This is a genomic window from Rouxiella badensis (assembly GCF_002093665.1).
Classification (GTDB): domain Bacteria; phylum Pseudomonadota; class Gammaproteobacteria; order Enterobacterales; family Enterobacteriaceae; genus Rouxiella; species Rouxiella badensis.
Window position 1 is genome coordinate 168,127 of record NZ_MRWE01000003.1, and the last position, 23,596, is coordinate 191,722.

Consider the following 23,596-nt stretch of genomic DNA (forward strand, 5'->3'; position numbering starts at 1 on the left):
TATGCCTGCACAATTACATTTACAATGTTGAGGCGTTTCACCTATATCCATGAAAATAATGACGTTTATATTTTAATCATCCATTTGACTGGCTTAAGGTAATCTTCTGTTTCTATATCGTGACTTATAAACAGGTTTTTCTGGCTGTTTTACGGCGCGATAAATCCACACCGCGACCACCGCCAAAATCAGCCAAGGCAACATTTTAATAACAAACGTCAACAATCCGCCCAGCATCATCAGCGCAAACGCAACCACCAGCGCCGCAACCATCCCCAGTAAAGAGATGCCGGTCAGCAACAGCATAAAGAAAAAACCCAGCACGAATAATACTGCCAACATGATATGACTCCTCGGGCAAGAATGGCGGGCCGCAATCTGCCCGTTAACAGGCAAAATCGGCACCAGGAAGTGCTTTCAACACAGGGATATATCAAGAAACGTGCCAGAGAAGAGGGTTTTTTAATACGTTGATATTCAATGGGTTATTTCACCCACCGCCACGGCGGGTGAAATAATGTGGTCAGAAAGACTAACTATTGGTTAATTCTCGCTACCCTTAAGCTTCGCTGGCTGCCATCTGCGGACGTGTCACCAACGACAGTGCCTGCTCGACTACCTCAACGCCTGCACCCGGCTTGTGCGCGTTCTCGCTTAAATGTCTGCGCCATTGGCGTGCCCCCGGTATCCCCTGGAAAATGCCGAGGATATGGCGAGTAATATGGCCAAGATAGGTCCCTTTCGAGAGCTCGGCTTCAATATACGGATACAGCGCGCGGATCACGTCAGGCCCGGTCAACCCTGACGCCTCGCGACCAAACAGACGTTGGTCAACGTCGAGCAGAATAGACGGATTTTGATAGACTTCACGTCCGATCATCACGCCATCCATGTGCTGCAGATGCGCTTGTGCTTCGTCGAGACTTTTAATCCCCCCGTTAATCGCCATCGTCAGATGCGGAAAATCACGCTTGAGTTGATAGACCCGAGGGTAATCCAGCGGCGGCACTTCACGGTTTTCTTTTGGGCTAAGCCCCGACAGCCATGCCTTGCGCGCGTGAATGATAAAGGTGTCGCATTCGCCACGTTCGGAGACCTGCTGCACGAAATCACACAGGAATGCGTAGCTGTCCAGCGTGTCGATGCCAATGCGCGTCTTGACGGTGACAGGAATGGACACCACGTCACGCATTGCCTTGATGCAGTCCGCAACCAGAGAGGCCTGAGCCATCAGGCAGGCACCGAACATGCCGTTCTGCACTCGATCCGACGGGCAGCCAACGTTGAGATTGATTTCATCATAGCCACGCTGCTCGGCCAGTTTGGCGCAGGTTGCCAGGTCTTGCGGATTGCTGCCGCCCAGCTGAAGCGAAACCGGATGTTCCTGCTCACCAAAAGCCAGATAATCCCCTTTACCATGGATAATCGCTCCAGTTGTCACCATCTCGGTATACAGCAGCGTATCGCGGCTCATCAGGCGATGGAAATGACGACAGTGGCGGTCGGTCCAGTCCAGCATTGGCGCGATAGAAAAGCGCTGAGCGGAAAAACGTGAAGGACTCGCATCAGCATTCGCTGATTCTGGGGAAGGCTTTCCTGGATGATTAATCTCTGACATCGACCTGAAATTCGCTGAAAATGGGCTTATGGCGTACCAACGCTTTATAGGATAACGCGGCTAAAAGCACCGAAATCGTGATAAAGGCTGGAATATGATGGGTGATTATATCACAGAACAAAGATTCGGCATCTCATAGACCCAACGGCAACTGCGGCATAGCTCTCGGCGATTGTCCAGAAGCGTGATAAAATCAGCATTCTATTTATGCAGAGACGTCGCGATGAACTCAACCACTACGGAAAATATCCTCACTCAAGCTGAGCATTTGTGCCAGCAACGTAGCGTTCGGCTTACCCCGCAGCGGCTTGAAGTGTTGCGTCTGATGACGGAACAACCTGGCGCCATCAGCGCCTACGACCTGCTCGATCTTCTGCGAAAAACTGAGCCTCAGGCCAAACCGCCTACGGTTTACCGCGCACTGGATTTCCTGCTCGAGCAAGGCTTTATTCACCGCGTTGAATCAGCAAACAGCTATGTGGTCTGCCACCATTTCGAAGAGCCTAGCCACACTTCCGCGCTGTTTATCTGTGACCGCTGTGGACTGGTTACAGAGATAACCACTGACGGGATTGAAGAGCGACTCGGCAAGTTGGCGAAAGACTCCGGTTTTGCGCTGCGCCATTCTGTCGTGGAAGCACATGGTCTCTGCGCCGAGTGCGCCATCGTTGAATCATGCGAAAGTCATGACCACTGCGAACACGATCATACTATTGCAGTAAAAAAGCGTTAAAAGAACGGTTATTCCAATCATCCATTGAGGTCTTTGGGATCTCATCAGAGGTCTTGCAGAGGGTTTACTGAGGGAGTTCTTATGAAAGACGTTTTCAATGCGAGCTGTCACTGCGGTGCGGTTAAATTCACCGTGAAACTGACAGACGGGTTTAACACCATCCGCCGCTGCGATTGCTCGCTTTGCCGCATGCGCGGTGCCGTGGTGGTATCGGCCGATCTGCAGGATATCACCATTACTGAAGGTCAGGAAAAACTGACCGAATATCGCTTCAATACCCAAACCGCGAAACACTTTTTCTGCTCCGTTTGCGGGATCTACACCCACCATCAACGGCGCTCAAATCCGACCCAGTATGGCGTGAATACTGCCTGCCTCGAGGGTGTCTCTCCGTTTGATTTCCCGGAAGTGGTCGTGATGAACGGCAAGACGCATCCTAAAGATACGCAGACCGCGGCGAAGATAGCAGGTTACTTGCGGTTCAGTCCGACGCAGGAATAACGTTTCATCAAACGCTGACCCGTTTTTCTAAGGGGATTGGGTGAGATAGGTTTGAACAACGGAGTGGGTACTTCCTTGTACCCTGCATCCTGAAAAGCGTCTTGGGTAGGAGCAGCTTTAATTCTCAGGATGCACATTCGGGGGGAGTCACCGATTACCAGTGGTATTTATGGTCAGATTCCCAGGACTTAACCTCTTTTTCAGCCTGCTCTTTCTGATATCCGTATCTTTCCTGAATCTTGCCGACCAGCTGATCGCGCTTACCTTCAACAACAGTCAGGTCGTCGTCGGTTAGCTTACCCCATTTTTCTTTCACTTTGCCTTTGAACTGCTTCCAGTTACCGTCTGCTTGGTCCTTATTCATAATCAACTCTCCTGTTTAGCTTAGGTGTTACTGCATTTGATAAATGCTTATCAACAGTTCTAATTGTAGTCGCTAATTTCAGCATTTCAGGCTTAAACAGGAATTAAGAGCATAACTAGGATTAATCCAAAGCATTTAAATCCAGGTGCCTTTTTGCCAGTGGCGTCGCCAAATCCAGCCTAACGCCACGCCCCGCAGCGACAGAAAGACCGCCACGGCGAGCCAGAGAGCGTGGTTACCCAGCGTGGGTAACGCCAGTAATGTCAACGCGTAACCTGCGGCGGCGACCGCCATGCTGTTGCGCATTTCTTTTCCACGCGTTGCGCCAATAAACATGCCATCGAGCAGATAACACCATACGCCCACCAGCGGTAAGATAATCTGCCAGCCAAGATAGCGGTCGGCCAGCGTTCTTAGGTCGGCAATTGAGGTGAGCAGATTGACAATTTGCTCACCGGCCAGCGCATACACCACAGCGAAGCCAAGCGCGACCAGTCCGGCCTGTCGACAGGCCGCGTGCCACACGTGCAGCAGCTTACTCTCGTCTTTCGCGCCAAACGCCTCCCCGGAATGTGCCTCGACCGCGTAGGCAAAGCCGTCGAGCGCAAAGGCGGTGAAGGTGAGCAGGTTCATCAGCACGGCGTTGACGGCAACGATCTCCGTCCCGAGTCGCGCACCGATGATAGTAAGGGAAGAGAAGCACAGCTGCACCAGCAGGGAACGCAGCATAATGTCCCGATTAAGCGCGATCAGCTGGCGCAGATTGCCGCGCCATGCGTCTTTCAGCAGCTCAATACTTATTCCGTGTCTTCTCATCACAATGGAAACTAGCCACAGTCCCAAAGCCAGCGTGGCATATTCGGAGCAGGCGGTAGCAACGGCCGCACCCTTGACGTTCCATCCCAACCCGACCACCAGCCACAGGTCAAGAATAACGTTAAGCAGATTGCCTACTATCAGCATGATGACCGGCGCACGCACATACTGGGCCCCCAGCAACCAGCCGAGAATCACTAGGTTCGCCAGCGACGCAGGGGCGCTATACCAGCGAATCGAGATGAATATTTGCGCCTGCTGGAGCACCGCCTGACTGCCGCCCACGATGTGCAATGCGGCGGAAATCAACGGCTGGCGAAACAGGAAAATGAGCGTACCGGCAATCAGTGCCAACAAAAACGGCTGCACGAACGCGCGGGCCAGCAGAAGGTTATTACGCGCCCCCAGCGCCTGCGCGGTCATTCCGGTGGTGCTCATACGCAGGAAGAGCAATAGCATAAATAGGAAGCTGGTGACCATTGCCCCGACGGCGACACCGCCAAGATAATCAGGGCTATCAAGATGACCAATCACTGCTGTATCAACCAAACCCAGCAAGGGCACGGTAATGTTGGAGAAGATCATCGGGAGGGCGAGAAGCCAGAGCGCCTTGTCGGCAGGGCTTAGAAAGGTTTTTCTTAAAGCAGGCAAAGAGAAAAGCGATCGCATAATGGTGTGAGAGCCCAGGCTGTGATGACGATTCGTGGTTTAACGGATTATATAAACAACAACGGCTTATGAATAACAGGTCTTCGTGTGACAGAAACAATATCGCCCCAATGAAGGGGCGACAGGCAAAACGAGACTGTGTAAATGGCTAACGCCAAAAGCGGAGGCTGATTAGATCCAGTCGCCGTTGCGGATAACGCCGACCGCCAGTCCTTCAATGCTAAAGTTTTGCTCGCGAAGATCGACCACAATAGGTTCGAACTCGCTGTTTTCAGGCAGCAGCTGCACGGTATTGCCCTGCTTTTTAAGACGCTTAACGGTCACTTCGTCGTCAATGCGTGCGACAACAACCTGCCCGTTACGGACGTCCTGCGTTTTGTGAACCGCCAGAAGGTCGCCGTCTAAAATACCAATATCACGCATCGACATGCCGCTGACACGCAGCAGGAAGTCGGCGCTCGGTTTGAACATACCTGGGTCAACCTGATAGTGCCCTTCAATATGCTGAGTCGCCAGTAATGGCTCACCGGCGGCCACGCGGCCAATCAGCGGTAGCCCGGCTTCTTCTTCCATCAGCAAACGAATGCCGCGAGAAGCGCCGGAAACAATCTCGATAACGCCTTTACGTGCCAGCGCTTTCAGGTGTTCTTCAGCGGCGTTAGGCGAGCGGAATCCCAGACGGGTGGCAATTTCTGCACGTGTTGGCGGCATACCCGTGGTCGAAATATGATCGCGTATAAGGTCATAGACCTCTTGTTGTCTGGTCGTTAAAGCTTTCATTCCGCCCCCTGGTTGTTTATACAGTCCAGCTGTGAGTATATACAGGTACTGGCGGAATTAAAACCTAAGAATCTGCAAAAACAGACATTAAGAAGTATGAAATATTCAAAGCCAGTGCGGCACCAGGATGACTGCCCAGGTGAAAAGCGCAAAGCCAATGGTGATTGAAACAGCAGCGGAACCCATATCCTTCGCACGCCCAGAAAGTGGGTGTATTTCAGAGCCAATTCGGTCGATTGCCGCTTCTACCGCACTGTTCAGTAATTCAACAACCAGCACTAAAATGAGTGCGCCAACCATTAATATTCGTTCGATGCTGCTAACATCAAGGTAAAATGCCAGTAAGATGGCGGGGACAACGACGATAGCTTCCTGACGGAATGCGGCTTCATGCTTCCAGGCGGCGGTAATTCCCTTGATAGAATAGCCGGCTGCCTTATAAATTCGGGTAAACCCAGTGACCTGATTTGCCATTATTTTTAAGTCTTAATGTGATTTTTAGGCATTTTAGCCTGAATTCGTTGTCCTATCACCACAGATCTCATACCTGCTTTCTGGTATCCTTGCGGCGAATTGCTAACAAGAGGCTTTACGTTTTTTATGTCAGGATGGCGTAGACTTTATTATACCTTACTGAATTTACCGCTAAATTTGCTGGTAAGAAGCAAGGTCATTCCTACAGATCCCGTGACGGAGTTGCGTTTAGATCCAACGCGTCCAATTCTGTATGTTTTGCCGTACAACTCCAAGGCCGATCTTCTGACACTGCGGGCACAATGCCTCGCGCAGAATCTGCCCGACCCGCTCATTCCTCTGGAAATAGACGGCGTTCAACTGCCAAGTCACGTTTTCATCGGTGAAGGGCCACGTGTTTTCTCCTATTATCAGCCTAAACAGGAATCGGTGAAGCTGTTCCATGACTATCTGGACCTGCACCGAAATAATCCGAATCTTGATATTCAGATGCTGCCTGTTTCGGTGATGTTTGGCCGCGCGCCGGGCCGTGAAGGTCAGGAAACTCCGCATCTGCGCGTGTTGAACGGCATTCAGAAATTCTTTGCCGTGCTGTGGTTAGGCCGCGACAGCTTTGTTCGCTTCTCTAACACCGTGTCGCTGCGCGATATGGCTACCCAACACGGTACCGACAAAACCATCGCCCACAAGCTCGCCCGCGTTGCGCGTATGCATTTCTCGCGTCAGCGTCTGGCCGCAGTCGGCCCCCGTCTTCCGGTTCGTCAGGACTTGTTCAACAAGCTGCTGGCCTCCAAAGCGATTGAAAAAGCCGTTGAAGATGAAGCACGTAGCAAAAAAATCTCCCACGACAAGGCCCAGCAAAACGCCATTGACCTAATGGAAGAGATTGCCGCCGACTTCAATTATGAAGCGGTTCGCCTTTCTGACCGCGTGCTGAGCTGGACCTGGAACCGTCTGTATAAAGGGATCAACGTTCATAACGCCGAGCGTGTGCGTCAGCTGGCTCTGGACGGTCAGGAGATTGTTTATGTGCCTTGCCACCGCAGCCACATGGACTACCTGCTGCTGTCTTACGTGCTCTATCATCAAGGCTTGGTGCCTCCGCACATCGCGGCAGGGATCAACCTGAACTTCTGGCCGGCCGGACCTATCTTCCGCCGCCTGGGCGCGTTCTTTATTCGTCGTACCTTTAAAGGCAACAAACTCTATTCGACGGTGTTCCGGGAATATCTCGGCGAGCTGTTCAGCCGCGGTTATTCGGTCGAATACTTCGTGGAAGGTGGACGTTCGCGTACCGGTCGCCTGTTAGAGCCAAAGACCGGCACGCTCTCCATGACGATTCAGGCGATGCTGCGCGGCGGCTCTCGTCCTATCACGCTGGTCCCTATCTACATCGGTTACGAGCACGTGATGGAAGTCGGTACCTACGCGAAAGAGCTGCGCGGGGCGACCAAGGAGAAAGAAAGCTTCCTACAGATGATCAACGGCTTGCGTAAACTGCGCAACCTGGGTCAGGGCTATGTCAACTTCGGCGAGCCGCTGCACCTGACGCCTTATCTGAACCAGAACGTCCCGCAATGGCGTGATTCGATTGACCCTATCGAAGCGCATCGCCCAAGCTGGCTGACGCCGACGGTGCAGGATATCGCCGACAAGATCATGGTGCGTATCAACAACTCGGCGGCCGCCAATGCCATGAACCTGTGTTCAACGGCGCTGCTGGCTTCGCGTCAGCGATCGCTGACCCGCGAACAGCTGATTGAACAGCTCGACTGCTACCTGCAATTGCTCCGCAATGTGCCCTATACCGCAGATTCTACGGTGCCGGACCTGACCGCTGACCAGCTGCTCGACCACGCCTTGAACATGAACAAGTTCGAAGTCGAGAAGGACAATATTGGCGATATCATCATTCTGCCTCGCGAGCAGGCCGTGCTGATGACCTACTATCGCAACAATATTCATCACCTGTTGGTCATGCCTTCTCTGATTGCCAGCATCGTGATGCACCATAGTCAGGTAAGCAAAGCCGAACTGCTGCGTCAGGTCGAGCTGATTTACCCGATGATGAAGGCCGAGCTCTTCATGCATTACGATAAAGCGCAGCTGTCTGAGGTACTTGAAGCCCTCACGGCGGAACTGGCACGTCAAGAACTGATTCTGGTCGAAGATGACCAACTGCTGCTTAACCCGCTGCGCAGCCGACCGCTTCAGCTGTTGGCAGCAGGCGTTCGTGAAACGCTGCAACGCTATGCGATTACCCTGTCGCTGCTGAGCAATAATCCTAGCATCAGCCGTGGGGCGCTGGAGAAAGAGAGCCGTATCATGGCACAGCGTCTGTCGGTGCTGCACGGCATTAACGCACCGGAGTTCTTCGACAAAGCGGTATTTACTACGCTGGTCGGTACGCTGCGTGATGAAGGCTATATCAATGATATTGGCGACGCTATCCCTGAACATACCCGTGAGATTTACACCATTCTCAGCGACCTCATCACGCCGGATATTCGACTGACGATTGAGAGCGCGGGCATGCCTTCAGAGTTACCGGCAGCCACCGAACCCCCGGCAGAGCCGAAAATCGACGTCAGAGACACGGACCACTAATCTCCGTATTAAGGCATAAAAAAACCCCGGTCATCGTGAGAGGACCGGGGTTTTTCTTTGGCTCATGCCATGGCGCTTAGACCGCGGTCATGGTGTAACTCAGCAGGATGCCGATAAACATCACCATCCCTACATAGTTATTATTGCGAAACGCCTGGAAACACGACTCACGCTGACGTTTTGCGGTGATTTTTTGCTGATGCACGAACAGGCATCCGGCCAGCAGTAGCGACCAATAGAAAGGCGCACCGAGATGATTAAGATGCCCTACCGCCGCCATCAGAGCCAGCGTGGCTAACTGTAACAGACCGATAATCAGGTTGTCGTGGCGACCAAACAGAATGGCGGTCGACTTGACGCCAATCTTCAGGTCATCGTCACGGTCCACCATGGCATACTGGGTGTCGTACGCCACGGTCCAGCAAATATTGGCGAGGAACAGCAGCCAGCAACTCAACGGCACCGTCTCCCCCACCGCCATAAAGGCCATCGGGATTGCCCAACCGAACGCCGCGCCCAGAACGACCTGCGGCAGATGGCTGACCCGCTTCACGAACGGATAACTCCACGCCAACGCCAACGCCACCAGCGAGAGCAGAATGGTTTTATAATTCAGCAACAGCGCCAGACAGAACGAGATAAACACCAGCCCGCCAAACAGCATTTTCGCCTGCTTGCTGGTGATAGAGCCGCTCGGTAATGGGCGACCGGCGGTGCGCTTCACGTGACCGTCTACTTTTCTGTCGGCATAGTCGTTGATGACACAGCCTGCCGCACGCATGAAGAATACGCCCAGAACGAAAATAATCAGAATCTTGAGTGGTGGCGTGCCGTCGCTGGCCAGCCAAAGTGCCCATAGCGTCGGCCACATTAACAGCAGTGATCCGATCGGCTTGTCTATTCGCATCAGACGACAATAATCGCGCCATTGTCCCTGCTTCATCGTCCCCATCAACTTGGTATTCTCCCTTGAGGCATTACTGCTCTGTTGTAGATTTTAGGTCTTTTGTGTTACTGGCGTCATACACCGGCGAGGCCGGCAGGAAAATCTCGGTCAGCAGCAGCGGTTTATCGGAAAGCCGCAGACGAGAGCGACGGACCCAGTGCTGCGCCTGCTGCCCCAGATGGATATAGTCGCGGCTAAGCGCGTTGCCACCAAACAGATAGCGCCCAAGCGGCAACGTGCCCAAGTCTACCAAGGCGTTTTCAGGACCGGTAAGGGTTTCGAGCGGGATTATCGTTCTGCCGAGCAGCCAAGGCACGTCGTCTCCAAACAGGACAATTTCACGCAGCCAGTAACGCTCGCTCTCAGGCAGTTGTTCCGCCTCTTCAGGAGTCAGTTCGGCGCGAGAGACGAAGCATTCCCGCTGCGGGGTGACGCTGACCTTGGCGCAGTGCTGTTCAAACCGGCGGGTCATCGAACCCATCTCCAGCAGCCAGTCTACAACCTCGGGCGGCACATCAGACGCGTAGTCAAACCAGTGGATAGCATCGGGAAAAGGCACATAAGACTCAGACATGACAGACTCCGAGTGGGCAGCGGTGGCTACCAAAAAGAATTCAGGGGGGCATTCTAACGCAGATTGCCCCGGCGGTAATCCCGCCGGGGACAAGATTTACTCACGTTTCAGGCGTTCGCCGTTGGCAAGATAGAGGGTCACCACCAGCACCAGAATAGCGGCGGTGTAGAGCAGCGTATCGATCGGGCTCTTATGGTCGACGATGATAAAACGAATAATCGCCGTGATGCCGATGTAGACGAAATAGCGCAGCGGGAAGTGATAGCCCGACGCAAAGTACTTAACAATCAGCGCGATAAATTCGAAATACAGGAAGTAAATAACAATCCCTTCAATCAGCATGTAGGAAGATGATTCGTCGTTGTTGACGAAGAGCACCAATGCCAGATGATAGGTTTCCCGCCCCAGGAACAGCATCAGAATAGCCGCTAACCCCAAAAGAAAAATGTTTAAAATACGCTGCATGATGGTCGCGACCATCGTTGCCTTTTTAGATCCTGCCATGTGATGTACATCCCACTTTTATTGTTCAATGGCAGAAGAATACCACAGCGCCAAGGCCGCGAAAGGCGCTTGTTTCATGTGGAATAGACATTTTTTGTTATGGCGTTTTTCATAATAAAAAAGGGCCAACCGACAAGCGGTTAGCCCCTATCACCGTCACAGTTAGCGCAGCAATTTAGAAAGAGCTGCGGCTAAACTATTCTCAGGCACGCCAGTTTTTGAAGCGGTTGATTAAACCGTTGGTTGAACTGTCGTGGCCGGTGACCTTCTCGCTGCCTTCAAGCTCAGGCAGGATACGGTTTGCCAGCTGTTTGCCCAATTCCACGCCCCATTGGTCGAAGGTGTAGATATTGAGGATAGCGCCCTGAGTAAAGATTTTGTGCTCATACAGCGCAATCAGCGCACCCAGGCTGAACGGGGTGATTTCACGCAGCAGGATTGAGTTGGTCGGACGGTTGCCTTCGAAGACCTTGAACGGCGCAACGTGTTTAACGTCTTCAGGTTTTTTACCCTGAGCCGCGAACTCTTCTTCGACCACTTCCAGCGATTTACCAAATGCCAGCGCCTCGGTTTGCGCGAAGAAGTTAGACAGCAGCTTGGCGTGGTGATCGCTTAACGCGTTGTGGCTCACCGCAGGCGCAATAAAGTCACAAGGAACGATTTTAGTGCCCTGGTGGATAAGCTGATAGAACGCGTGCTGGCCGTTGGTACCAGGCTCACCCCAGATGATTGGGCCAGTCTGGTAGTCAACCGGTGAACCATTGCGGTCAACGTATTTACCGTTGGATTCCATATTTCCCTGCTGGAAATAGGCCGCGAAACGGTGCATATACTGGTCATATGGCAGGATAGCTTCGGTTTCGGTGCCGTAGAAATCATTATACCAGATACCGATCAGCGCCAGAATGATGGGCAGGTTTTTCTCAGCCGGCGTGTTAGCGAAGTGGTTGTCCATCGCGTGCGCGCCGCTCAGCAGCTGCTCGAAGTTCTCGAAGCCCACAGACAAGGCAATCGACAGGCCAATCGCAGACCACAGAGAGTAACGACCGCCGACCCAGTCCCAGAACTCGAACATGTTGTCGGTATCGATACCAAACTCGGCAACCGCTTTACCGTTGGTAGACAACGCGGCGAAGTGTTTTGCAACGTGCTGGTCATCGCCGGCCGTTTTCAGGAACCAGTCACGCGCGCTGTGGGCGTTGGTCATGGTTTCCTGGGTAGTGAAGGTTTTTGAGGCCACCAGGAACAGCGTGGTTTCCGGGTTCAGCGGTTTCAGCGTTTCGGCAATATGGGTGCCGTCAACGTTAGAAACGAAATGCATATTCAGATGATTTTTATACGGACGCAGCGCCTCGGTCACCATGAAAGGACCCAGGTCGGAACCACCGATACCGATGTTGACCACGTCGGTGATGGGTTTGCCGGTATAGCCTTTCCAGCCGCCGCCGATAACGCGCTCGGTGAAGCCTTTGATTTTCGCCAGCACGGCGTTGACTTCAGGCATGACGTCTTTGCCATCAACCACGATAGGAGTGTTGCTGCGGTTACGCAGAGCAACGTGAAGCACGGCACGGTCTTCGGTGCGGTTAATCTTCTCACCTGAGAACATCGATTTAATGGCTTCTTGCAGCTCGGTTTCTTTGGCAAGCGCCTGCAGTTTTTCCAACGTTTCTGAGGTGATGCGGTTCTTGGAGAAGTCGACAAGAATCTGATCGTCAAAAGTGGCAGAGAATTTGGAGAAACGATCGCTATCTTCAGCAAACAGCTGGCTGATGGTCACATCTTTAACTTTATCGAAATGCTGCTGCAGGGCTTGCCAGGCAGCGGTCTGAGTTGGATTGATATTTTTCATAGCAATGCTCTTAGGCTGAGAATGTAAGGTGACATCTTGACTATTATTTAGCGCAACTGCCTTGATTGTATCCGGTATTTTACAAGTTGAGATGCCTTTTCTTGCGTTTCTTGCAATAGGCAATAACTGTTGGCAATGCGCCTGATAGACAAATACCGCACTGAATAATAGATGACATTCATTCAAAATGTGAGTCAGAGGCCGCGCGATCGTTGACAGATGGCACAGAACCGGTGATCCTAGGCGCCTAACTTATACGCGTCCGCGCGGGTAAGCCAGAAGAGGCGCGTCGCCCAGGCAATGTATCGGAGGAACCGTATCCGACGAAGGTGCATTATGGGGTGCGACGCCGAGGTCAGACACCCAACGGTTGGGAAAAGATCGACTACAGGGGCTGAATCCTCTGGGTTGTCACCGCTATAGCTCGATGAGCTATTGGCATGGTGGGGCGCTTCTGGGTGTATCGTAGCATCTCTACGTCTGCTCCCGTTTCCCGCTCTACCCTTGTGCCATGGAATATGCAATTAAAAAGGCCGTCTGAAAATGACGACCCTGACACGAGGTTTTAAATGAATCAAGCAACATCCCGCATCGCTGACCAACCGCCTCTGAACAACACGGTCATTGCCAAATTTGGTGGCACCAGTGTGGCAGATTTCGACGCCATGAACCGAAGTGCCGATGTGGTACTCTCCAATCCTGACGTTCGCGTGGTGGTCCTTTCCGCCTCCGCTGGCGTGACCAATCTGCTGGTTGAACTGGCAGAAGGCCGCGAAACTGAGCGTCGTGATTTCCTGCTGAGCGAAATTCGCCGCATCCAGACCGCTATCATTGACCGTCTCGAGCAACCGGACGTTATCCGCGAAGAAATCGAACGCATGCTGGAAAATATCAGCACGCTGTCAGAAGCGGCAAGCCTGGCTACCTCGACCGCGCTGACCGACGAGCTGGTCAGCCACGGTGAGATTATCTCGACGCTGCTGTTCGTCGAGATCCTGCGCCAGCGCCACGTGTCTGCAGAGTGGTTCGACGTCCGCAAAATCATGCGCACCAATGACCGCTTTGGCCGCGCTGAGCCAGACACCCAGATTCTACTGGAACTGGCCGAGCAGCAGCTATTACCTCGTCTACAGGAAGCACTCATTATCACTCAGGGCTTTATCGGCGCTGAGCCAAAAGGTCGCACCACCACACTGGGCCGCGGCGGCAGCGATTACACGGCTGCCCTGCTTGGTGAAGCGCTGCACGCCAGCCGCGTGGATATCTGGACCGACGTTCCGGGCATTTACACCACCGATCCGCGTCTGGTGCCGGGTGCTAAACGCATCGATCGCATTGCCTTTGAAGAAGCGGCCGAGATGGCGACCTTCGGCGCGAAAGTTCTGCATCCAGCGACCCTGCTGCCTGCGGTGCGTCGCGGTATTCCGGTGTTCGTCGGCTCGAGTAAAGACCCGTCTGCGGGCGGCACGCTGGTTTGCGATACCACAGAAAACCCGCCGCTGTTTCGCGCGCTGGCGCTGCGTCGTAAGCAGACCCTGCTAACCCTGCATAGCCTCAGCATGCTGCATTCGCAAGGTTTCCTCGCTGAACTGTTCAATATTCTGGCGCGCCACAATATTTCGGTGGACCTGATTACTACCTCCGAAGTGAGCGTGGCCCTGACGCTGGACACCACAGGTTCAACCTCTTCCGGTGACAGCCTGTTGACCACCTCGTTACTGACCGAGCTTTCTTCACTGTGTCGCGTTGAGGTCGAGGAAAATCTGGCATTGATTGCCATCATCGGCAACAAGCTGTCCCAGGCCTGCGGCGTGGGCAAAGAAGTCTTCGGCGTGCTGGATCCGTTCAACATCCGCATGATTTGCTACGGTGCGAGCAGCTATAACCTGTGCTTCCTGGTGCCGGGCGACGATGCCAACCAGGTCGTGCAGAAGTTACACCACAATCTATTCGAGCAGGATTAATCGATTTTCGATTCCAGCAGATAGATAAATAAGCCGGGTCGATAGCCCGGCTTTTTTTATGCCTGCATGTTTATTAATTCTCCGCAGAGGGTTGCCTGAAATACACAGAGAAGATAAAACTGTTTGGCTTTAAAAATTACTTAATAAAAAAATTAAATACACAACAACACAATAAAATGACAAGACGCTGAGGATTTCCCTGCATGTTAGCCAAGATCACACGCCTGTTCCCGCTGTGGGCCTTATTACTGGCGGTTGCCGCCTATTATACGCCGTCCACGTTTACCCCGATTGGCCCTCACGTCAGCGGCCTGCTGATGCTGATTATGTTTGCGATGGGCGTTACCCTGGAATTTGGCGATTTTAAACGCGTACTTTCACGCCCTGCGCCGGTTGCCGCCGCAACCTTCCTGCACTATCTGGTGATGCCTCTTGCTGCCTGGCTGTTGGCCAAACTTTTCCACATGCCTGACGACCTCGCCGCCGGTATGATTCTGGTGGGAAGCGTTGCCAGCGGTACTGCATCTAACGTAATGATTTATTTAGCCAAAGGCGACGTGGCACTGTCAGTGACCATCTCCTCCGTTTCCACGCTGGTCGGCGTTTTTGCAACCCCACTGCTCACCCGCCTGTATGTCGATACGCACATCAAGGTCGATGTCGAAGGCATGCTGTTGAGTATTCTGCAAATTGTCGTGTTCCCTATTCTCGCGGGACTGATTATTCATCATCTGTTTACTCATGCGGTCAAACGTATCGAGCCTTACCTGCCGGTATTCTCAATGGTCTGCATTCTCGCCATCATCAGTGCCGTTATCGCTGCAAGCCAGAGTCTGATTAGTTCGGTCGGTCTGGTGGTGGTGGCAGCGGTTATTCTGCACAACGCCATCGGGCTGCTCAGCGGCTACTGGGGCGGCAAGCTGTTTGGTTTTGATGAGACGACCTGCCGCACCATCGCGCTCGAAGTTGGCATGCAGAACTCAGGCCTTGCGGCCACGCTTGGCAAGCTTTACTTCACGCCGATTGCTGCCCTGCCGGGTGCGATTTTCTCAGTTTGGCATAACTTCTCCGGCTCGCTCCTGGCCGGTTACTGGTCGGGTCGTCCGGTGAAAAAAAGCGAAAAATTAGCGCAGAAGTAATCTGTACCGATCGGGCAAAAAAGAAAGGCCGCGAGAATATCGCGGCCTTTTTGTTTGCGGCGGTCACGGCGTTATTTTGCTATTCCCGGCACATCATCGAGCTCTTCGCGCTCGTCTTCTTTCTCGTCCTTATCCAGCACGTTGTACGCCACGGCACAGAACAGCGAGTTAAGGCGCTTCATGTCACCCAGTAAACCAAGGTGCAGCGAGCTGGTTTCAATACTTTGAACGTTGTGCTGATGCAGCCTGTCAACGTGGGCGTGGGCGTAGCGGCGGTCAAGCAGGCGGAAGCGATGCTTGGAACGACGCAGACGCTTGGCGCTGGTCAGATCGTTTGACAGGAATACCGACAGGCTAAGACGCAGGTTATCGACCAGTTTCTCATGCAGATTGTCCAGCTCAGACAGCCCCTCGGCCGAGAAGGCACGCCGCGTATCGTGCGACTTGGCGGTGATATCGCCGGTCATGCGCTCGATAATGTCGCCGGCCTGTTCAAGGTTGAGCGCCATCTCGATAATCTCCGCCCAACGACGCGAATCGTCCTCGCCCAAATCCTCTTTATGGATCTGCGCCAGATAAAGTTTGATGGCGGTGTAAAGCACATCGACGTCATCATCGAGGCGGCGTACTTCACGATCCTGGGTAATTTTACCGTGCATGACCTCATGCTGAAGGATAAGCATGTGCTCAACCACATCGCCCATGCGCAGCGTCTCGCGTGCTGCATTGGCCAGCGCCAGCGTCGGCGTGTCGATAGCACTCACGTCGAGATGACGCGGACGCAGACGTGGGTCATCCTCAGGGACATCGGCAATCCACAGCTCACAAATACGCGCCATCATGCCCGCCGCAGGCACCAGTGCCAGACAGCGAATCAGGTTGTAGAACACGTGGAAATAGATCACCAGCTCTTCATCAGGAATGCCAATGCGCGCCAGCAGCCCCGTCAGCGGTCCGATAAACGGCAAGACAATCACACAGCCAATCAGCTTGAACAGCAGGCTACCCAAGGCAACCCGACGCCCCGCCGCATTTTGTTTGCTGGCGTTGATCATCGCCAGAATACCGCTGCCGAGGTTGGCACCGATCACCAGACACAGCGAGACTTTGAGCGAGATAACGCCGGTCGCGGCAAGCGTGGCGGTCAGCAGCACTGCGGCCAGACTGGAGTAGCTGATGATGGCGAAAACGGCACCGGTCAGGGCATCAAGAATGGTATCGCCGGTCAGCGACGAGAATAGTACCTTAACGCCCGACGCCTGCGTGATTGGCGTGGCCGCACTGACAATGAGCTCGAGGGCCAGCAGAATCAGCCCCAGACCAATCCCGACGCGCCCCATCTGCCCTGCCCGCGTCTGCTTGCGGCTCAGGAAGAAGGCCACGCCAACAAAAATCAGCAGCGGAGAAAGCCACGAGAGGTCGAAGGTCAGCACGCGCGCCATCAGCGCGGTACCGACGTCGGCCCCCAGAATTATCACCAGCGCGGGAGAGAGCGCCACGAGTCCCTGGGCAACGAAAGAGGTGACCAGGAGCGCCGTTGCGTTGCTGCTTTGTACCAGCGCAGTCACGCCGATACCGGAAACAAACGCCAGAGGTTTCTTTTCAACACTGCTGCTGAGAACGCGGCGCAAATTGGCACCAAACACACGCATGATGCCAGTACGCACAATGTGCGTACCCCATACGAGTAATGAAATAGCTGAAAGCAAATGAAGAAGAGTTAACACTAAAAAAGAGCTCCTTTAGCGCCAGGCGCAAACAGGCCATCCTGCCTGCCTGGCGTGTTGGAGCAGGATAGCATCCGGATTCACTGCGACAGGGCTGGCGACTTTAATAAGCAGCGGCAGATCGTTGTGCGAATCCGAATAAAAACAGGCGCGCTCGAGCTGACTGGCATCCTGATTTAACAGCGCCATCAGCCGCGTTACTTTTCCTTCACGGAAAGTCAGCACGCCTTCAGTAAAACCGGTATAGAGACCGTTAATTTTCTCGACGCCGATAGCCAGCGTCTCGTTTACGCCCAAAAACTTCGCAATCGGCGCGACCAGGTGCTCACCCGAGGCGGAAATTATAAGGGTGCGATCGCCTTTAGCCTGATGGTCACTCAGGCATTCTCGTGCTTTGGCGTAAACCCTGTCGGCAATGACTTCGTTAACGAAGCGCGCAACCATCGCGGCAACATCGGCCTCGGTGCGGCCTTTGAGCGGGCTCAGGGTCCAGTTCATATATTCGGTCATATCCATCTGACCTATGGCATACAGACGCATCATCTCGGCGTCCTGCTGCAAAAATACGTCGGGATCGGCGACCCAGCCTTGCTTGACCATAAAGGCCGACCACAGGCTGGAACAGTCACCGCCGATCAGCGTTTCATCCAAATCGAACAGCGCCAGATTCATGCAACTTCCCGTAAGGTATCAAGATCTAACTGTAGACCAATATCAGTGCCATCAATATATAGAGAGTCAACGGAGCGGTTTAAAACATCCACGGATAACTCGACATTGTGAGCCACGACACGATAACGAACAACGTTACCTAACAGGCTGTGATTGATGATGCGGGCTGGAATTCCCTGCTCTGGCGCGCAAAGCGCGATGGACTCAGGCCTGACGGCCACCTGAGAAGGATAACTCTGTCCGGTTAGTGCGTAGGCCTGCTCGGCGGTCAGCAGATTGTAGCTGCCGATAAATCCTGCCGCGAAGGCATTAACCGGGGCAGTATACAGCGTTTCAGCGTCGCCATTCTGTACGATTTGTCCTTTATTCATTAAAACAATGCGATCGGACATGGTCAGCGCCTCTTCCTGATCGTGAGTGACGAAGATAGCAGTCAGGTTCATTTCACGCTGAATACGGCGAATTTGCTCACGAAGATGTTTGCGAATACGGGCGTCTAGCGCCGAAAGTGGCTCATCGAGCAGCAGAAGACGCGGCTGGGTCACTAAAGAACGGGCCAACGCCACGCGCTGACACTGACCACCGGAAAGCTGATGCGGATAACGGCGCGAAAACTCGTCCAGCTCAACCAGCTTCAGCACCTCCGCGACTCTTCGTTTGGTCTCACTGGCCGAAATATTTTGCATCTTCAGGCCGAAGGCGACGTTACCCTCGACGGTCATGTTAGGAAACAGCGCATAGCTCTGAAACACCATGCCGATGCCGCGCTTTTGCGGCGTCAGGGGAACAATGTCCTGCCCCTGTAGCAGAATTTTTCCGCTATCGACCGAGGTCAGGCCCGCTAGACAGCGCAGCAGTGTCGATTTTCCGCAGCCGCTTGGCCCGAGCAGCGTCACGAACTCGCCCTCTTTAGCGCTGAAATCGATGTTATTGAAAATCTGCGTCTGGCCGTAATGCTTGTTGAGCTGAGTGACTTGCAGGTAGGACATAATCAGCGTTTCCCTTTATTCAACACGTTCGCCACCCAGGTGAAGACCAGGACGACCACGAAATAGGAGATGACCAATGCGCTGGTAAAATGGCCGCTGCCATTACGCATATTGTAGAGATAGACCTGCAGGGTTTCATAGCGGCTGCCCACCAGCAGGTTAGCGAATACAAACTCACCAATCAGGAACGAGAAGGACAGCAGTACCGCAATGGTGGCCCCCTTGCGTAAATTCGGCAAAATCACCAGCAACGCGGCTTTCCAGGTGCTCGCTCCGAGCAGATGCGCTGCATCCATCAGGTCACGCATATTTATCGCCTGAATGTTGTTGGAAATCGCGCGGTAGATGAACGGCAGGGCGATAGTGAAATAACAGCCGATCAAAATCCACGGCGTACCGGTTAATTCGAACGGGGGTGAAGAATAGAGCTCCATCAGCCCAACGGACGAGACGACTGGAGGAACGGCAAACGGCAACAAAATAAGGACGTTCATTAAGGCATCGAGCCTTGGAAAATAGTAAGCAATCACAAACATAAGCGGCAGGATGAGCACCATCGAGAAGAACAGTGTCCCAAGGCAGATTAGCAGTGAGTGCCCCAGCGCCACCAGAAAACGCGGGTCGCTCCACAGCGCTATCAGCCACTTCATGGTGAATCCACTCGGCAGAATCGTCGCTCCCCAGTCTTCCACGAGCGCATATATCAGCGTTGCAGCCAGCGGCAGCACCAAAATGATGAATAATACCCAGACAACCAGGCGATGATAGACGCTTTCAGCACGTGACATAGCTCGCCCCCCTTCTGCGGTTAATCAAAAAATAAGTCCTAGCGAACATTGAGATAGCTCCTGCGCAACAGCCACTGATGCACCAGCGTGATGACCGCCATTAACAGCACCAGCAGAATCGCCAGCGCACTGCCCATATTCGGGTCGAGAGAGATATCGCCCGACACCAGTGCCGCAATACGCACCGGCACGACGTTAAAGTTGCCGGTGGTTAACGCATAAACCGTGGCATAGGCACCCAGGGCATTTGCCAGCAGAATCACGAAAGTCCCCATCAACGCGGGCGCCAACACCGGCAGGCCGATGTAGCGCCAGAAACGCCATTTCCCCGCCCCCAGCAACGCCGCAGACTCTTTCCAGTCTTCGCGCAGTCCGTCAAAGGCTGGGTAAAGCAGCAGAACACCGAGCGGGATCTGGAAATAGGTATAGAGGACAATCAGACCGTCTTTGGAGTACAGATTGAAGGTGCTCATCAGGCCATATTTGCGCATGACGAGCGTCAGCGTACCGTTGAGACCGAGCAGAATGACGAAGGCAAAAGCCAGCGGTACACCGGCAAAGTTGCTGGTCATGTTGGTGAATGACATGACGAAATCATGCAGTTTTGTTGGGCCCAGCTGGCGAAGTGAGTAACTACCAACCAAAGCGATGAGCAAACCGTACAAACTCGACCAGACCGAGATATCCAACGAAAATTTCATCGCCTGGAGATAAAACGGCGAGGTCAAAATATCGCTGTAGTTGCCGAATCCCCACGCCTCATAGGTATCGCTGTAAAAACTGCTCACGGCGACCCACACCAGCGGCGCAAGCTGGAACGCAATAAAGAACACTGCAAAAGGGAGTACAAACAGCAGTGCGAGCCACTTAGCTTTCATCCGTTATCCTCAACCTCTCGCGTTTCAGGCCAGCAAATCCGCGCAGTGCGGTTTGTCGTGGCTGACATTAAGCAGCTGGCATACCGTACCGCACAGCTCCGTTTGTAGCGGCTCAGCCTGTTGCAGGCTAAAAGCACTGCCAAAGACGAACATCGGCACCTGACGCTCTTCTGCCAGAATGCCGCCGTGGCTACGGTCGTTGTTCATGCCATGGTCCGCGGTCACAATCACCTGATAACCCTCATCGAGCCAGGTGCCGAGATAGTGCGACAAAATGCCGTCTGCCACGCGCGCCTTGTTGCGATACTGCATCGAATCGAGGCCAAACTTGTGGCCCGCATCGTCAATATTCATAGGGTGGATCAGCAGGAAGTCCGGGTGATGCTTCAGACGCAAACTTTCTGCATCATCAAACAGATGAGAGTCCGGATAAGCATCGTCGTAATAAAAATGCCCGTGCTGGATAGCCAGACTCTTGTCGTCAGTGTGGCGGTCACGCGCAGGGTCAAACGGCGTGCGGTTATAGAGTTCACTCACCCAGTGATAGGCGGCTGCCGCCGTGGTCAAACCGGCATCGCGCGCGTAGTGAAAAATACTCTGTCCGGTAGAGAGACGGTCAACGTGGTTATGCACAATCCCGCTTAACACCGGCGTCACACCGGTCAGAATGCATTCGTACAGCGGGCGTGACAGTGAAGGCAGCTCGCACTCCAGTTGATACAAGCGCCCGCGTCCCGCAGCACACTGTGCCTGTAAATAACCCATTGCATCGCGGGCAACCTGAAAGTTCAGACCGTCCAATACCACCAGAATACTTTTCATTACGTATGGCCCTGATAAAATTAATATTAATTTCAATAACTTATTTAAAATTTCAAAGCTGGGAAATTAATCCTCTAGAGATCTCGCGTGTCAGGAAGACGGCGACCAAGTGTTTCCCGGCAGCTTACTGAAGTAAGTGACCGGAAACGGCTGAGAAGCCACCGCCCCCTCAAACACGCGAGATGACGAGGATTTTATTGTTGGAGGTTGATCATGACCTGCTCTTGCCACAGGCGTGGAAGCGTCTTGGCACTCTTGGTCCAGGCGTCCGGATCGGCAATCGGATGCGCATTGGCGTATTCGCTGTTTGGCAGCAGCTTGGCCTTCACGTCATCCGGCAGGGTCAGATGTTCTGCGCGAATAGGACGAGCATAACCACGCGCCAGGTTGATTTGGCCCGCGTCAGAGAAGATGTACTCACGCGCCCATTTCGCAGCGTTTGGATGCTTGCCGTATTTGTTAATAATGGTTGAATAACCAGAGGTGATGCTGCCGTCTGAAGGGATAACCACGTCGAAACGGGTTTTATCAATCTGGTCGCGATAGTTAAGGCCGTTGAAGTCCCAGACCACACCGACCTGCACTTCCCCTTTCTCCAGCGAGGCAATAACCGGGTCGGTCAGGCTCAGACGACCGGCCTTAGCCAGTTTAGCGAAATACTCCAGACCCGGCTTGAGGTTTTTCTCGTTGCCACCCATCGCATAGGTGGCCGCCAGCACGCCGTTTGCGGCCTGTGCGGCGGTGCTCACGTCACCAATGGTGACTTTATATTTACCCTTCAGCAGGTCGGCCCAGCTGTGTGGCTCGTCTTTAACCTGTGATTTATCAATGATAAACGCGATAGTTCCGGTGTAAGCCAGAGCCCAATTTCCGTCTTTGTCTTTCGCCCAGGCAGGAACCTGATCCCAGGTGCTTGGCTTGTACGGCAGTGTAACGCCCTCTTTTACCGCAACCGGACCGAATGCTGCACCCACGTCGCCGATATCCGCACTGGCGTTATTTTTTTCCGCCAGAAACTTCGCTATCTCCTGAGCTGAACTCATATCGGTATCACTGTGTTTGATGCCGTATTTGGTATTCAAATCATTCCAGGTATCTTTCCAGTTAGCCCACGAATCAGGCATCCCGACGCTGTTGACCGTGCCTTCGGCTTTAGCGGCTTTTTCCAGATCTGCCAGAGACTCGGCGGCAAACGCCGTGGTCGTGGTCATAACGAGCGCGGTGGTTAACACAGTAGCGAACAACTGTTTCATAACTGATGCTCCAGATGATAGTGTGTGTGAGTGCTGGTCTAGTCCAGCAAGAACCAAGCCAATCTAAAGATCGTTTGTGATAATTATATGACAGCGCGAAAAAGCGGCATTTTTAAGCTAATAGCTGTTAACAAGTGCACAAATTTTCAACCTTTATTGGTCATTGTGGTGCAAAAATGCACTGAAATGAGGCTGAAGACTGATGAGTGAATCGCAAACTACCGTTGCAGCTATCTGCCAGACATTGAGTGAAAAGATAGCCGCAGGGTTTTATCGCACCGAAGGACGCCTGCCTTCAGAGAGAACGCTAAGTGAGGAGTTCTCCACGACGCGAATCACTCTGCGCGAGTCTCTGGGGCAGCTCGAGGCGCAAGGACTTATTTACCGGGAGGTCAGGCGGGGATGGTTTATTTCACCGCCGCGTATCCTCTATAACCCGCTTCAGCGCAGCCACTTCCACGCGATGGCAAAGGAGCAAGGGCGCATTGCCCAGACGGAGCTGCTCGACGCAAGCCAGATAAAAGGCAGCGACGTACTGTGTCAGAGGCTCAATCTGCCACCGCAAAGTGACATTTATTGCATCCGCCGTTTGCGGTACATCGATGGACGCGCGGTGCTCTACGTTGAGCATTACCTCAATCCGAAGTTCTTCCCCGATATCATTCACGATGACCTGACGCAGTCCCTGACTGACCTGTATTTCTCCCGCTATGGGGTGAAATATGGTCGGGTGCGTTTTGATATGGTGCCGACGCGACTGCCAGAACAGGCGTCTACTGCTCTGAAAGTCGCGGCGGGTAGCCCGGCGCTGTTTATTACGCGGATCAACCGCGATCGACAGGATCGCGTAATTGACTGTGATTTAGAATATTGGCGCTACGATGCGTTACAGATTGATGTGGAGGTAGGGTGAGGAATTCCCTCCT

General features: G+C 53.3%; 23 protein-coding genes and 1 riboswitch. Of the genes, 6 read left to right on the top strand and 17 right to left on the bottom strand.

Annotated features, from left to right (window positions below; genetic code table 11):
* Window positions 1-93 precede the first annotated feature (93 nt).
* Both pspG and dusA read right to left on the bottom strand, forming a co-directional pair.
* Window positions 94-342: an envelope stress response protein PspG gene (gene pspG, locus BS640_RS03175; protein WP_017494017.1), complete on the bottom strand. Its 249-nt coding sequence runs from the start codon at window positions 340-342 to the stop codon at window positions 94-96.
* A gap of 217 nt (window positions 343-559) precedes the next feature.
* Complete coding sequence (gene dusA, locus BS640_RS03180; RefSeq protein ID WP_017494018.1) at window positions 560-1,618, bottom strand: tRNA dihydrouridine(20/20a) synthase DusA; 1,059 nt, start codon at window positions 1,616-1,618, stop codon at window positions 560-562.
* Window positions 1,619-1,841: 223 nt separating this feature from the next.
* Here dusA and zur point away from each other — a divergent pair, with 223 nt between their 5' ends.
* The gene (gene zur / locus BS640_RS03185; RefSeq protein WP_017494019.1) at window positions 1,842-2,351 is read left to right on the top strand and encodes a zinc uptake transcriptional repressor Zur; all 510 of its coding nucleotides are present in this window, start codon (window positions 1,842-1,844) and stop codon (window positions 2,349-2,351) included.
* An 81-nt stretch (window positions 2,352-2,432) separates the two neighbouring features.
* Window positions 2,433-2,852 carry a GFA family protein gene (locus BS640_RS03190; RefSeq protein ID WP_017494020.1) on the top strand — a complete coding sequence of 140 codons (420 nt, stop codon included), beginning with the start codon at window positions 2,433-2,435 and terminating at the stop codon, window positions 2,850-2,852.
* A 154-nt stretch (window positions 2,853-3,006) separates the two neighbouring features.
* Here the strand turns inward: BS640_RS03190 and BS640_RS03195 are convergent, their stop codons facing one another.
* The 4 genes from BS640_RS03195 to BS640_RS03210 all read right to left on the bottom strand — a co-directional run bounded on the left by BS640_RS03195 (window position 3,007) and on the right by BS640_RS03210 (window position 5,955).
* Window positions 3,007-3,216: a CsbD family protein gene (locus BS640_RS03195; protein WP_017494021.1), complete on the bottom strand. Its 210-nt coding sequence runs from the start codon at window positions 3,214-3,216 to the stop codon at window positions 3,007-3,009.
* A gap of 135 nt (window positions 3,217-3,351) precedes the next feature.
* Window positions 3,352-4,701, bottom strand: a complete 1,350-nt coding sequence (gene dinF, locus BS640_RS03200) for an MATE family efflux transporter DinF (RefSeq protein ID WP_038328398.1) — start codon at window positions 4,699-4,701, stop codon at window positions 3,352-3,354.
* A gap of 171 nt (window positions 4,702-4,872) precedes the next feature.
* Window positions 4,873-5,481, bottom strand: coding sequence for a transcriptional repressor LexA (gene lexA / locus BS640_RS03205; RefSeq protein ID WP_026110852.1), 609 nt, complete (start codon window positions 5,479-5,481; stop codon window positions 4,873-4,875).
* Between the two features lie 105 nt (window positions 5,482-5,586).
* A complete protein-coding gene (locus BS640_RS03210; protein ID WP_017494321.1) occupies window positions 5,587-5,955 on the bottom strand; it encodes a diacylglycerol kinase in 369 nt (122 codons plus the stop codon).
* A 126-nt stretch (window positions 5,956-6,081) separates the two neighbouring features.
* On the opposite strand from BS640_RS03210, the gene plsB reads away from it, so the two are divergent.
* Complete coding sequence (gene plsB, locus BS640_RS03215; RefSeq protein WP_084911871.1) at window positions 6,082-8,562, top strand: glycerol-3-phosphate 1-O-acyltransferase PlsB; 2,481 nt, start codon at window positions 6,082-6,084, stop codon at window positions 8,560-8,562.
* Between the two features lie 76 nt (window positions 8,563-8,638).
* On the opposite strand, the gene ubiA is transcribed toward plsB, so the two are convergent.
* The 4 genes from ubiA to pgi all read right to left on the bottom strand — a co-directional run bounded on the left by ubiA (window position 8,639) and on the right by pgi (window position 12,438).
* Window positions 8,639-9,505, bottom strand: coding sequence for a 4-hydroxybenzoate octaprenyltransferase (gene ubiA, locus BS640_RS03220; protein WP_017494319.1), 867 nt, complete (start codon window positions 9,503-9,505; stop codon window positions 8,639-8,641).
* 34 nt (window positions 9,506-9,539) lie between these two features.
* Window positions 9,540-10,082 carry a chorismate lyase gene (gene ubiC, locus BS640_RS03225; protein WP_084911872.1) on the bottom strand — a complete coding sequence of 181 codons (543 nt, stop codon included), beginning with the start codon at window positions 10,080-10,082 and terminating at the stop codon, window positions 9,540-9,542.
* Between the two features lie 96 nt (window positions 10,083-10,178).
* A complete protein-coding gene (gene psiE, locus BS640_RS03230; protein WP_026110739.1) occupies window positions 10,179-10,586 on the bottom strand; it encodes a phosphate-starvation-inducible protein PsiE in 408 nt (135 codons plus the stop codon).
* A 202-nt stretch (window positions 10,587-10,788) separates the two neighbouring features.
* Window positions 10,789-12,438, bottom strand: a complete 1,650-nt coding sequence (pgi, locus tag BS640_RS03235; protein WP_084911875.1) for a glucose-6-phosphate isomerase — start codon at window positions 12,436-12,438, stop codon at window positions 10,789-10,791.
* 271 nt (window positions 12,439-12,709) lie between these two features.
* Window positions 12,710-12,900: riboswitch (Lysine riboswitch) on the top strand.
* 107 nt (window positions 12,901-13,007) lie between these two features.
* Between pgi and lysC the strand changes: the two genes are divergently transcribed.
* Together lysC and panS are read left to right on the top strand one after the other, a co-directional pair.
* Window positions 13,008-14,402, top strand: coding sequence for a lysine-sensitive aspartokinase 3 (gene lysC / locus BS640_RS03240; protein ID WP_017493377.1), 1,395 nt, complete (start codon window positions 13,008-13,010; stop codon window positions 14,400-14,402).
* Window positions 14,403-14,605: 203 nt separating this feature from the next.
* Complete coding sequence (panS, locus tag BS640_RS03245) at window positions 14,606-15,541, top strand: ketopantoate/pantoate/pantothenate transporter PanS (RefSeq protein WP_017493376.1); 936 nt, start codon at window positions 14,606-14,608, stop codon at window positions 15,539-15,541.
* 71 nt (window positions 15,542-15,612) lie between these two features.
* Here panS and BS640_RS03250 read toward each other — a convergent pair whose 3' ends face one another.
* The 7 genes from BS640_RS03250 to BS640_RS03280 form a co-directional block, all read right to left on the bottom strand.
* Window positions 15,613-17,268 (bottom strand): Na/Pi cotransporter family protein, encoded by a 1,656-nt coding sequence (locus BS640_RS03250; RefSeq protein WP_084911877.1) that lies wholly within the window; start codon window positions 17,266-17,268, stop codon window positions 15,613-15,615.
* Window positions 17,269-17,283: 15 nt separating this feature from the next.
* A complete protein-coding gene (locus BS640_RS03255; RefSeq protein ID WP_017493374.1) occupies window positions 17,284-17,940 on the bottom strand; it encodes an HAD family hydrolase in 657 nt (218 codons plus the stop codon).
* The gene (locus BS640_RS03260; protein WP_017493373.1) at window positions 17,937-18,929 is read right to left on the bottom strand and encodes an ABC transporter ATP-binding protein; all 993 of its coding nucleotides are present in this window, start codon (window positions 18,927-18,929) and stop codon (window positions 17,937-17,939) included. Before BS640_RS03260 ends, BS640_RS03255 begins: the two co-directional genes overlap by 4 nt.
* A 2-nt stretch (window positions 18,930-18,931) precedes the next feature.
* Window positions 18,932-19,717, bottom strand: coding sequence for an ABC transporter permease (locus BS640_RS03265; RefSeq protein WP_017493372.1), 786 nt, complete (start codon window positions 19,715-19,717; stop codon window positions 18,932-18,934).
* Between the two features lie 38 nt (window positions 19,718-19,755).
* Window positions 19,756-20,595 (bottom strand): ABC transporter permease, encoded by an 840-nt coding sequence (locus BS640_RS03270; RefSeq protein ID WP_017493371.1) that lies wholly within the window; start codon window positions 20,593-20,595, stop codon window positions 19,756-19,758.
* Window positions 20,596-20,619: 24 nt separating this feature from the next.
* Complete coding sequence (locus BS640_RS03275; protein WP_017493370.1) at window positions 20,620-21,417, bottom strand: alkaline phosphatase family protein; 798 nt, start codon at window positions 21,415-21,417, stop codon at window positions 20,620-20,622.
* A 194-nt stretch (window positions 21,418-21,611) separates the two neighbouring features.
* The gene (locus BS640_RS03280) at window positions 21,612-22,670 is read right to left on the bottom strand and encodes an ABC transporter substrate-binding protein (protein WP_017493369.1); all 1,059 of its coding nucleotides are present in this window, start codon (window positions 22,668-22,670) and stop codon (window positions 21,612-21,614) included.
* Window positions 22,671-22,872: 202 nt separating this feature from the next.
* Between BS640_RS03280 and BS640_RS03285 the strand changes: the two genes are divergently transcribed.
* Entirely contained in the window at window positions 22,873-23,583 is a 711-nt protein-coding gene (locus BS640_RS03285; RefSeq protein WP_017493368.1) for a UTRA domain-containing protein, read from the top strand.
* Window positions 23,584-23,596: the final 13 nt, after the last annotated feature.